Raw genomic sequence first — 11566 nt, forward strand, 5'->3', positions numbered from 1 at the left:
CTATCTACCTTAAATTTTAATTTTTATATTCATGAATAAATATTTATGTTCTATAGACTATTTTTTGTTTCGATCCAAACAAAAATGGTTGTTTAGCAGCGTTCTCTTCTATTCTTTATGTAGTATGTTTGATTCATTTTTGCATGATACATATGTCGAACAGAAAAACCCCTTCCATTGCGAAGGGGCTATTATCATACGGCTACGCCTACTGATAAACACCATCATCATTTTAACAACTTTCGTATGAATTTTAAAGCACTTTTTGTAGAAGAGTAACGAATTTTCATATCGAATGCCGTAGATTGGGCTAAAATGCTTTTATAATGTGAAAAAGTCCGAAAACTTTCTTCCCCATGATAACTACCTAATCCACTACTTCCAACACCACCAAAAGGTAAATATGGCGTTGCAAGATGATAGACAACATCATTAATACAGCCTCCGCCATATGAAATATTACTCGTCACTTTCTTTTGTACTTCTTTATCTTCAGAAAATACATATAACGCTAACGGCTTTGATTGTTGCTGAATTGTTCCAATTACCTCTTCTATGTTGTCATATTCTACAATTGGTAAAATCGGACCAAAAATTTCATCTTCCATAACAGTACTTTGCCATGTAACATTCGTTAACACTGTTGGTTCTATATGTAAAGTTTCTTTTTTATAGTTCCCGCCGATTACCGTTTTACCATCTTTCAAAAATGCACATAAACGTTCAAAATGACGTTCAGTCACAATTCGTACATAATTGTCATTGTTTAGTGAATCTTTTCCATACTGCTCCGCAATTTCGTGTCGTAATGCCTCGATTAACTGTTCTTTCACCGAAGCATGCACATACATATAATCAGGCGCTACACACGTTTGCCCTGCATTTAAAAACTTCCCCCACACAATTCGTCTTGCTGTTACATCTATTTTTGCATCTTTATGTACAATACATGGGCTTTTTCCCCCAAGTTCTAACGTGAGTGGCGTCAACCGTTTCGCCGCTGCTTCCATCACAACTTTTCCAACACCGACACTACCTGTAAAGAAAATATAATCAAACGGTTCCTTTAACAATTCCGTACTCTTTTCTACACCGCCTTCTACTACCGCTACAAGCTCTTCTTGGAATAATTCCTCTAACATCCTCGTAAGCACTTTGGAAACGTTTGGCGTTAGCTCTGATGGCTTTAAAACAATTGTATTTCCAGCCGCCAACGCTCCTACAAGAGGTGCAATTGCTAATTGAAATGGATAGTTCCATGGTGCAATAATAAGTGTCACACCGTACGGTTCAGGAACTACTTTCCCCTTTGATCCAAAATGAGTGAGTGCTGTTCGAACCCGCTTCGGTTTACTCCACGATGAAATATGCTTCAATTGAAAGGAAATTTCTTTTAATACATATCCAACTTCCGTTGTAAACGACTCATGAACTGACTTATTTAAATCTAATTTCAATGCCTGAAATATTTCTTCTTCAAAACGCTGAATGCCTTCATAAAGCTTCTTCAAATTATTCTTTCTCACTTCTACACTTCTCGTATGGCCATTATAAAAATATGCTTTTTGTTTATTTACAATAGAAGAAACACTCATTCATTCACCTTCTCCCACTATTTTTATCCAATTCTTTCATTATTTATATAGACTTCATATATAATAAATTTCTATTCGTAAAGTTACATTATATATAATTTCTTCTTTTATATAAAATTCATTGCTCACAAAAAAACTACCGAAAGAAAATCTCTCGGTAGTTTTACTGTATTAACGATATAAGCGAACAGCACCTGCAGAATTATCATCAGCTTGTCCTACTACTTCAAACTTTAGGCCAAGGTTCGGTAAAATACGTCCTGCATCTGGAATCTGTTGATTAATATACGTTTTTGAATCATCAAACTTCGACACACCTGCTAAGCCGTTATACGTATACGTTCCACGAGTTGGAGATACAACTTTCCATGCTGGCGTTTTATCGAATGAGAACGCCGCATCAGCGATTTGGAATCGTGTACTACTGTCAATTGTCGGTTTACCATTTAAAGTTCCTACAATTGCTTCTGGATGAGAGTCAACTACACCAAGGAAACCATGTCCTGGATGTAAACCAACCCAGTTATCTGTGTAAGCTGAGTCTGCATACCATACAACCATACCAGAGTTATATTCTGGACCGCGAGCAAATTTCAATGCGCTATCTGATCCAGTATGATTTCTCCACTCTACATAGTAGTTATGTTTTTTCTTCTCAGTTCCGTTAGAAACTGCGAAACCATCTAATTTAAATTGTGGTGTACCTTCTGCATCATCAGAGAATACTACTTTGCCATCTACTGTTAATGAAGCATTATCAAGTAGGAAACCGTTTAATGCTAAACCACCATCTGTAATGTATTCAAATGTTAATTTTACTTTCTTACCTTTGAATTGGCTTAAATCATATGATTTATCAACCCATTTTCCATTTGTCGAATGTGCATTTCCACTATTTGCTTTCTCACCAAGTTTTTCAATTAGCGTTTTTTGCCCATCTTCTGTTACAGCATGTACTTCAAGGAAATCATACTCTGCTTCGATTTCATATAACGATTTGAAATCAAATTTCGCATTCGTTGCATTCGTTAAATCGAACAATGGTGTTTCTAACGTTGTATGAAGATTGTCACCTTTTGTGCTGTAGTAGTACTGCTTACCAAATGCTGGAGCAATCGTTTTTATATCTTTATCAGGTAAGTTTACACGAATCATACCTGGACGGTTCGTTTTCGTAACACTTTGGTCTAAATATGTTGCTAGACCGATACCTTTATTTAATTTCTCGTAATCTACTTCTACGATATTCGCCCAGTTACCACCAATTGTTTTTTGGAAAAACTCTTTATTTTGTGGTGAGAAACTCGTTGGCGTTGTTCCTGCAATCTTACCAGCCCAGCTTCCGCCACTCATAACAGACCAAGCTTGAATTGGCTCACCATGACCAGTATAGTCTGTATCATACTCATCTGGAAGGCCTAAATCATGACCATATTCATGCGCGAATACACCAACTGCGCCATCTTCTGGCTCAATTGTATAGTCGAATGCCGCTATCTTTCCGCCCCAATATGGAACTTTCGCTTGTGTACCTTCAATTGGGAATGGTTTTGGTCCAACTGTCCAGCGATGTGACCAAATTGCATCGTCACCTAATTTACCACCGCCCGCTTCTTGTCCAACACCTGCATGAATAATCATTAAGTGATCAATTAACCCGTCCGGTTGCTTTTGATTTCCATCACCATTTACATCGTATTGATCGAACTGATCAAACTCAGATAAATCAATACCGCTATCTACAGCTGCTTTTAATGCATCTTTTACTAAATCACGTGGTCCTTTTGGTCCTTTATTATCATGACCTGTAGCAGCATCCGCACCGTAATCAGCAGCTTTACCAGGAACTGTTAACCATTTTGTAACCGTTCCGTCTACTGTGTAACTACCACCAGATTGCTCTTCATAATATTGTTTAAACGTTTCGATTTTGCTTCCATCCTCTAACGCAAATGGCTCATTACCGAATAACATTTTTTCATAATGTTCTTTGTTAAAGTCTTCCGAATACATATAGCCAGGCTCTTTATCGATATTGTTATGTTTAAAGTCAGCGTACTCTACAAGTAAAACGAGTACTTTATCTTTACGAACTTCACCGTTATATTCTTTTCCCTTTGCTGGAGATGTTGGTACTTTACCATTTAGACCACCCTTAACTGGGCCTGTCGCTGCAGGTGTTCCTGTTGCTGGTTTGTCTAACTTTTCTTTCGTATCTGCTTTTGCATCTTTCACTTTCTTTAAAAAGTCAGATGCTTCTTTCGTAAGTGGGTCCCCATTTGTTACTTCTTTCCCAGGATTTTCACCCTTTTTGTTCTCTACGTATTTTTCGACAGCTTTCTTTGTTTCTTTCTCTGAAGCCTTCGAATCAATTACCCCACGTTTTTTTAGCGCATCCGCTAAACGTTCTTCTGGAATTAAATGATCATCAACTGGGCTCGTAGCTGTCTTATTCACAGGCGTTTCAGCATATGCAGATTGAGTACCAGCTCCGAACGAAAGACCTAATACAGCTGTCAAAGCGATTGATGACAAAACTTTGAACGGTTTCTTGTTCATCCCTTATTTCCTCCCCTAATAAATAATATGTATTACAAATTGAATTTTATTAAAAATTCAATATTTTTTCAATATTTAGTCATATTATGTAATGTTTTTAATACATTTGTAAAAATTCCATAGTTAGCATACGAATATATCACAATTCAACAATATTTTCTGAAAATATTGAAAATACTTGTCAGAAACTTTATAATTTCCATAGAGGGAATTTAATGGGGATTTTATCTTTGTTTTATCTACAAAATATTTGATAATTCACTATATAAAACACAAAATGCGATTGCATTATCATATATTCTGTAGCAGCAGTTATGACCGATAATTAGGGAGGAATTACATTTGTACAAAGATAAGACTGACGCACTGGACCAAGAATGGATTGATTTAATACTTGAAGCTCTAGATGCTGGTATCGCCCTGCAAGATATCGAACATTTTTTCCAACGTATGAAGCCATCCAGTCAGGCTCAATAGGCTTGTTCTTTTTAACGAAGTTTATGTTATAATAATGACATCATAAGACGACTACATATTGATAGAAAGGTGCGCAAATATGATTGGAGAACGTATAAAACGCCTTCGCTTACAAAAAGGTATTTCATTAACTGAACTTGCCGAAAAAGCTGGTGTTGCTAAATCTTACATTAGTTCTATAGAACGAAATTTACAAAAAAACCCTTCCATTCAGTTTCTTGAAAAAATTGCAGCAGTTCTACAAATTCCAGTTGATACTCTACTTCATGATGAAACAGCAAAGGAAAATCACTTAGACTCCGAATGGACACAACTCGTTAAAGATGCGATGAGCTCAGGTGTCTCCAAAGAACAATTTCGTGAATTTCTTGAATTTACAAAATGGAAGCACGATCAAAAATAATAAATAGAAAGAAGTGCTTACAACCAGCACTTCTTTTTTCTTTATAAAAAAAGCGGGGAATCCCCGCTTTTTAATTATTTTTCTTCGCCAGCTTCTTGGTTAGCATTGAATGTCCATTCTAAATTCAATGAATCACCTTGGAAGATATTTTGTTCTTTCCCATTATCTACAAATTCAAATTGTACCCACAGATAATCCTCTGTGCCTGCTTCTAATCCACCCTTTTCTCCCCACTCAGGAGCAAAGATGTCTTTAGCTAAAAGATCTGGATCAGCATTTTGTAAATCTGCTAAAGTTGTTTCATATACAGGCTCACTTTGTTTATCCCAGTTCCAAAGGAATTTCACTTTAACGTGCTTACCAAAGTCTTCACCAGCATTATCGCCTTTTGCATCTTTCACAGTATACTTTGTTGCTAGTTTAACGTCTTTAATTGTTAATGTACCGCTATTCTTTAATAAGAACTCTTTCTTAATAGAATCCCCTGGTTTTAAATCTTTAATATCTACAAGCGTTTTAGGGTCTAATGTAAGATCTAACGTCCCAGCTGCAAATGTATTGTTAGATACTTCTTTATCGCTAAAGTAAGCGAATGTTCCTCCACCAATTAAAGATAACCCCAATGCTGCTGATGCAACTCCCATACCTAATTTCTTTTTCAGACTCACAATCAATTCCCCCTAGCTGTTTTTTATATTTTTATTGCTATCTCTTATTTAAAATAAGAGATGTAACTAAAACTATATTAGCTTAGCTAATATTTGTTCTTTTTTAAAAACCTTATGTTCATTATAACGAACAAACCTATATAAATACAACACATATTTATTAATATTTTCAGTTATTTTTATTTCTCAATATTATTTTGATTTTTCAGTAAAATATCAAGAAATCAAGAAAAGATTTTGTTGATTTCTTGACCTATCTCCACTAATTAGTATCCCTCATCCATCTAACTACCTCTAGGTGGCTAAATAAGATGAGAAGGATACGAAAAATAGGCGAGTGATAGTGCCCTCCTCACCTATTTGTTTTATAATCCCTATCTGCTCTGGAATGTTACTATATTTTACTTGCTATCTTTATTTTTCTGTTCTTCTTGTTTCTTCTTCTCTTCTAGCTTTTTTGTTTCTTCTTGTTTCTTACTCTCTTCTAACTTTTTCGCTTCTTCTTGTTTCTTACTTTCTTCTAACTTTTTCGCTTCTTCTTGTTTCTTACTCTCTTCTAACTTTTTCGCTTCTTCTTATTTCTTACTTTCTTCTAACTTTTTCGCTTCTTCTTGTTTCTTACTCTCTTCTAACTTTTTCGCTTCTTCTTGCTTCTTCTCTTCTAATTTTTTCGCTTCTTCTTGTTTCTTACCCTCTTCTAGTTTTGCTGTTTCATCTACTAGTAACTTCTCAAAATCTTGAATTTGTTTATCAATCACCTGTAACTTTACCTCTTTATCAACATACTCACAATTGTCTTTCACTATATGGAAGCCCGCATTCACATACGAGAATACTTGCTTATTCGATTCGGTTGTATTACTTTTTAACTCTTCTTGCACTTGATTATAAAAACTCTCTATTGATACATATACTTTTTGTAACAATTCTCTTTCCGCAACTATTTTCTCACGCCCTTGCTTCCACGTAGTAAGCACCTGCTCTAACTCTTGAATGGAAGTAAAGGTTAATTTCAATTTCATCCCTTCATACTCACGCAAAATAACTTCCTTATGTTGCTTAGCTTGTTCTGTTAATTGATCAACTGTTTTTGGAAAAATACTTGCTGTAGAAATGGTAGCCGTTACTTTCGTTTCATGAACGAAAGCTGCTTCTGTATAAGTCATCATTTGAGAGCCTAAATAAAAAGTAATAGAACATAAACATGGCAATATAAGCATCTTTTTGAAATTGCTAGGTGGCTTCAGCATTTTAATCTCTCCTATCGAACAACTTGTTCTTTATCAAGAACTATATCTTTATTATAATAAAGTGAATTACAAAATGATATAAAAATTATGCTTCTTTTTACATTTCTCTTTTAACATAAAAAGAGACTACCTCTTTTGATATGATCTCCTTATAGTAGACAGGAAAAAGAAAGAACACTAACCTGTTTACTATGGAGGGGATTTTTTTATGGGAAAAATTAGAGTCACTTACGATGTAGAATTTAAGAAAAAAGCTATAGATTTATACTTAAAAGAAGGCATGAGCTATAAAACCATTGCGAAAGAATTAGGTATTCATCACTCGGTTGTAAGTCGTTGGGTGAAATACTTTGAAGCTGAAGGAATCAAAGGACTAGAAGAAAAACGCGGTAAAGCGAAAGGACCAGGTTTAGGTAGACCAAGGCTTAGACCCGAAGATTCTGAAGCTAAGATCCGACGATTAGAAGCGGAAAATGAAATATTAAAAAAGCTCTTAGGGATGTAAAAGGAGGAATGAAAGTCGTATCCAAAACGAAAAAATTCGAAGTTATCCATGAAATGAAAAAAACAGGTTATACAGTGACCATTCTATGCAATATTGCTGGTGTAACCAGAAGTGGGTACTACAAATGGATAAAACGGCATACGACGCCTTCAATAAAACAATCCGAGGATATCGAAATTAAGAAAAAGATATTGAAGTGTCATAAAAAATTAAGAGGAATTTATGGATATAGAAGAATACAAGTGTGGCTGAAAGCCACATATAACCTTCATTTGAATCATAAGCGCATCCAAAGATTGATGAGTGAACTAGGTATCAAAGCCGTAATTAGGAAAAAAAGAAGCTTATGTGATTTCAGAGAACCATCTAAATAGGGAGTTTCAAGCTTTAAAACCGGATGAGAAATGGGTAACCGATATTACCTATTTGATTTTCAATGGACAGCGCTTGTACTTATCCGCTATTAAGGATTTATATAATAATGAAATTGTTGCCTATGAAACCAGTCGTAGAAACGACTTAAAACTTGTGTTAGATACACTTAAAAAGGCAAAGAAAAAACGAAATGTAAAGGGAATCCTCTTACATAGTGATCAAGGGTCCCAGTATACATCTCGTCAATATAATCAATTACTTAAAAAATATCAGATGAAGGCAAGTATGTCTCGAAGAGGCAACTGTTGGGATAATGCTTGTATGGAAAACTTCTTCAGTCACTTTAAGGCAGAGTGTTTTCATTTACACTCCTTCCGTAAAGCGAATGAGGTCAAACTTGCCGTGCGTAAATATATGTACTTTTATAATCATCAAAGATTTCAAAAGAAATTAAATAACCTGAGTCCATATAAATATAGAACTCAGGTTGCTTAGTTGCGCTTTTTTAATACTGTCTACTTGACAGGGATCACTGCACTTTTGATAGTCTCTTTTTATTGTCCTTATTATTTTGCTTCAGCATCGCCTTGTTGTGCATCAAACGTCCAAGTTAATTGTAGTTTATCACCTTGGAATTCATTTTGATCTTTTTTATTATCAACGAACTCAAATTTCACTTTGAATTTATCAGATTTACCTGCAGAAATACCTTTTTCATCCCAGAACCAAGCAGCTAAATCATTATCTACTGCTGTAAGTGTATCACCCTTCAATTTATCTAATGTAGTTTGTTTCACAATCGTCTCATGCTTATCTACATTTTTTAAGAATGTTACTTTAATATGTTTACCAAAATCATCTTTATTATCTTTCTTCGTATCTTCTACACTATAGTCTGTTTTTAATAGAACTTTTTTAATATCTAATGTACCTTTATTTTCTAATTTAAATTCTTTTTCAACTGTATCACCAGGTTTTAAATTCGATACATTAACAACTGTTGATGGATTTAATGCTAAATCAAGCGTACCAGCCGCAAATGTATTGTTTGATACTTCTTTATCGCTAAAGAATGCAAATGTTCCTCCGCCAACTAATGCTGCTCCTAATACTGCTGATGCAATACCCATCCCTAATTTTTTCTTTAAAGTCATGTCCATATCCCCTTAATCTATATATTTGTCAACTTCCTAAACGGAAAGTATAACCAAAATAACTAGACGGATTGTTCTACTTTTTTCTCTTTCTTTTCTCCGTCAATGCTACGAATAGCGCTAAAAATAGAAATCGCGGAATAGCCTAGCAAAAAGACTCCTGGAATAATAAGAAGCAATGCCGCTCCCGCTTTTGAATTCGCATAATTTAATGCATACCCTGCATAAGGTACTGTTATATCCGCATATTTACCAATAACATTGTCCGCAAGCACCGGTTCTAAGTCTGGTCCGTTGTTGTTATCCCCTTTTGTTTCATACATTACTTTTCCATTTATATCTTTCACACCGATAATACGGTGGGTGATAATTTTTTCATCTTTCTCTTTAAAAGTAATAACATCACCTTTTTGATATTTAGAACCATCTTTCGTCGGCTCTATTGCAATGATTGATCCTGTTAAAAATGTTGGTTCCATTGATCCTGAAAGTACGCTCTTAAATTGATATCCCAGCACTGTTGGATCACCACCACTCGCTTTTGAAGAAATAACTATAAAAGCTAAACAAACCATCAACGCAAATAAAACGAATGAGATAACGTTGCTAATCACCTTCCAAATTAATTTCATCGTCTCTCTCCCTCTCCGTTGTTTTATATTATTTGAAGTATGCAATATTCACTATTGTTCTTTAACAAGAACACAAGTAAATAATATAACGAACAAAACAGAAATGCAATAAGAAAATTTACAATTATTAGTTATTTTTAATATATAAAAAAAGACTGTGACAAAGTCTCTTCACAGCCTTTTAACTAGTAATTTATTTTTCTTCTGATTTCATTCCTGTTGTATTTCGGCGTAGCACTACAAATAAAATAGCTCCAAATAATAGAGCGGCACCTATCCCAATGCTTATTATTTTTACATTTGATTCGTTTACTTCAGGCGTAGCCGTATCTTTTTTAGGCATCGCAAAAGTAACATCTTCTTTGGAAAGAACATTTATCGTCGCAATTGTTTGATTATTTTTCGTAATATCAACTGCACCAACTACCTCACCACGATGAATTCCTTTATGATACAAAGAATCTTTATCTAATGAGGCTGTACGGAAAATCGTCCTCACATTTTTCCCTTCATCTTTCTTAAGCATAAGTTCTGCACTTTTTTCAAGTTCGCTATCAATATTTTTATTTAAATACGTTGTCTTTTGATGCCAACTATGTTTATCTAGTACAGTTTGCTTTACAAATTGACCGAAAGAATAGTCCGCCATCTGCTTCAAATCTTCATAAATTTCAGGTCTTTGAGAAGCCATCACTACATTTATAATACGATTTCCATCCTTCTCATTTAATAAAACGAGCGTATTGCGCGCTTCATTTGTAAAACCCGTCTTCCCGCCAATGCTATATGGATTTTCAAAATAAGTAGACTTATTAAAAATAGAAACCGTCTGGCTAGATGTCGTAACCGTCGTCCTTTTCGTATTCATCGCTTGTAAAATCTCAGGATACTTTTGTACACCTCTCGTAATCATAGCCATATCATACGGCGTTGTATAATGGTTCGGATCATGCAATCCATTTGGCGTTACAAAGTGACTATCTGTAGCACCTAATTGCTTCGCTTTCTCATTCATCATATGAGCGAAATTCTCAACACTTCCGCCAATACGCTCCGCAATCGCATACGACACATCATTCGCACTCAGCACCATTAAAATCATAAGCGCAGTATTTCTATTAATCGTCTCACCAGGTTGAAACTCAATTTGATAATTACTCTTCTCTTGATCTAATGCTAATTGTGAAAACGTAAATTGATCCTCTGGCTTCGTATGCTCCATAAGTAAAATTGCTGTTAACACTTTCGTCATACTAGCTGGAAATGCACGATGATGTGCGTTTTTGTCATACAAAACATCTCCAGTTTTCGCATCAATCGCAGTTGCAAACTGACTAAAAACATTTGGCCCTTCCTTAGGTGGTGGTGCCACTTGCTCCGGATTCACTCCAATATTCGTCTCAGCACGTAACGTCATAGGTGTCAAAAAAAATAAACAAATAACGGTAATAAAAGCCAAAATTTTCTTAAAATTTACCATATGACTCTCCCTTTTCCTATACTCTCACAGTCTAAAAACTGAATCTACCAATCCATACGTAATTTGTATTAAATTGGAAGAAAGTTCACTGTTTTTTACTATATCATACTTTTACGATAAAGAACATAAATATACAATAAAAAATAAGAAAGAATTATTCTTTCTTATCCTTCTCATCAATTAATGAATCTATTAAATTTTGACTAGCTTCCTCAGGTGTAATCTCATCTGTCATCCCCATAAACGACCAACCTTTAGAATCGACCCACTCAACAAACTCTTGTAAAAACTCATCATGTGTAACATCCACATCAAGAATTGATCCATTAATCGAAATCGTTCTATTTCTAGATACACGCATCTTGAACGTTTTCCTTACCATTACAATAATTCTCCCTCTACTCTTGAATATTTATAAAGTGAAACTTTAATCCGTGGGGGTTTTCTTCATCTCCCACGGATTATTAG

The 11566-nt window shown here is 34.8% G+C and carries 12 protein-coding genes and 1 pseudogene; 5 read left to right on the forward strand and 8 right to left on the reverse strand.

Annotated features, from left to right (window positions below):
* Nucleotides 1–227: 227 nt before the first annotated feature.
* Both ILS93_RS14120 and inhA1 read right to left on the reverse strand, forming a co-directional pair.
* A complete protein-coding gene (locus ILS93_RS14120) occupies nt 228–1595 on the reverse strand; it encodes an aldehyde dehydrogenase (protein WP_222660717.1) in 1368 nt (455 codons plus the stop codon).
* A 171-nt stretch (nt 1596–1766) separates the two neighbouring features.
* Nucleotides 1767–4154, reverse strand: a complete 2388-nt coding sequence (inhA1, locus tag ILS93_RS14125; RefSeq protein WP_064476753.1) for a M6 family metalloprotease immune inhibitor InhA1 — start codon at nt 4152–4154, stop codon at nt 1767–1769.
* A 342-nt stretch (nt 4155–4496) separates the two neighbouring features.
* Here inhA1 and ILS93_RS14130 point away from each other — a divergent pair, with 342 nt between their 5' ends.
* On the forward strand, nt 4497–4631 hold the full coding sequence (locus ILS93_RS14130) for an anti-repressor SinI family protein (protein ID WP_000276217.1): 135 nt from the start codon (nt 4497–4499) through the stop codon (nt 4629–4631).
* A gap of 79 nt (nt 4632–4710) precedes the next feature.
* Nucleotides 4711–5034 carry a helix-turn-helix domain-containing protein gene (locus ILS93_RS14135; protein ID WP_000578867.1) on the forward strand — a complete coding sequence of 108 codons (324 nt, stop codon included), beginning with the start codon at nt 4711–4713 and terminating at the stop codon, nt 5032–5034.
* Between the two features lie 74 nt (nt 5035–5108).
* Here the strand turns inward: ILS93_RS14135 and calY are convergent, their stop codons facing one another.
* Together calY and ILS93_RS14145 are read right to left on the reverse strand one after the other, a co-directional pair.
* Complete coding sequence (gene calY / locus ILS93_RS14140; RefSeq protein ID WP_064476754.1) at nt 5109–5702, reverse strand: biofilm matrix protein CalY; 594 nt, start codon at nt 5700–5702, stop codon at nt 5109–5111.
* A 401-nt stretch (nt 5703–6103) separates the two neighbouring features.
* A pseudogene (locus ILS93_RS14145) lies at nt 6104–6952 on the reverse strand (DUF4047 domain-containing protein).
* Between the two features lie 208 nt (nt 6953–7160).
* Here ILS93_RS14145 and ILS93_RS14150 point away from each other — a divergent pair.
* The 3 genes from ILS93_RS14150 to ILS93_RS14160 are packed head-to-tail and all read left to right on the forward strand — an operon-like array spanning nt 7161 to nt 8327.
* Nucleotides 7161–7457, forward strand: a complete 297-nt coding sequence (locus ILS93_RS14150; protein ID WP_222660719.1) for a transposase — start codon at nt 7161–7163, stop codon at nt 7455–7457.
* Nucleotides 7458–7465: 8 nt separating this feature from the next.
* Nucleotides 7466–7831 (forward strand): IS3 family transposase, encoded by a 366-nt coding sequence (locus ILS93_RS14155; protein ID WP_098101846.1) that lies wholly within the window; start codon nt 7466–7468, stop codon nt 7829–7831.
* Nucleotides 7806–8327 (forward strand): IS3 family transposase, encoded by a 522-nt coding sequence (locus tag ILS93_RS14160; protein ID WP_222660721.1) that lies wholly within the window; start codon nt 7806–7808, stop codon nt 8325–8327. Before ILS93_RS14155 ends, ILS93_RS14160 begins: the two co-directional genes overlap by 26 nt.
* Nucleotides 8328–8398: 71 nt before the next feature.
* Here ILS93_RS14160 and ILS93_RS14165 read toward each other — a convergent pair whose 3' ends face one another.
* From ILS93_RS14165 to ILS93_RS14180, 4 genes are all read right to left on the reverse strand, one after another.
* Nucleotides 8399–8986 carry a CalY family protein gene (locus ILS93_RS14165; RefSeq protein WP_064476756.1) on the reverse strand — a complete coding sequence of 196 codons (588 nt, stop codon included), beginning with the start codon at nt 8984–8986 and terminating at the stop codon, nt 8399–8401.
* A gap of 62 nt (nt 8987–9048) precedes the next feature.
* Nucleotides 9049–9618, reverse strand: coding sequence for a signal peptidase I SipW (sipW, locus tag ILS93_RS14170; protein ID WP_064476757.1), 570 nt, complete (start codon nt 9616–9618; stop codon nt 9049–9051).
* A gap of 193 nt (nt 9619–9811) precedes the next feature.
* Nucleotides 9812–11098: a D-alanyl-D-alanine carboxypeptidase family protein gene (locus tag ILS93_RS14175; protein WP_064476758.1), complete on the reverse strand. Its 1287-nt coding sequence runs from the start codon at nt 11096–11098 to the stop codon at nt 9812–9814.
* Between the two features lie 154 nt (nt 11099–11252).
* Entirely contained in the window at nt 11253–11480 is a 228-nt protein-coding gene (locus ILS93_RS14180; RefSeq protein WP_000251865.1) for a hypothetical protein, read from the reverse strand.
* Between the last annotated feature and the right edge of the window lie 86 nt (nt 11481–11566).

It is taken from the genome of Bacillus sp. 16GRE42 (assembly GCF_019837435.1).
Taxonomy (GTDB): domain Bacteria; phylum Bacillota; class Bacilli; order Bacillales; family Bacillaceae_G; genus Bacillus_A; species Bacillus_A wiedmannii.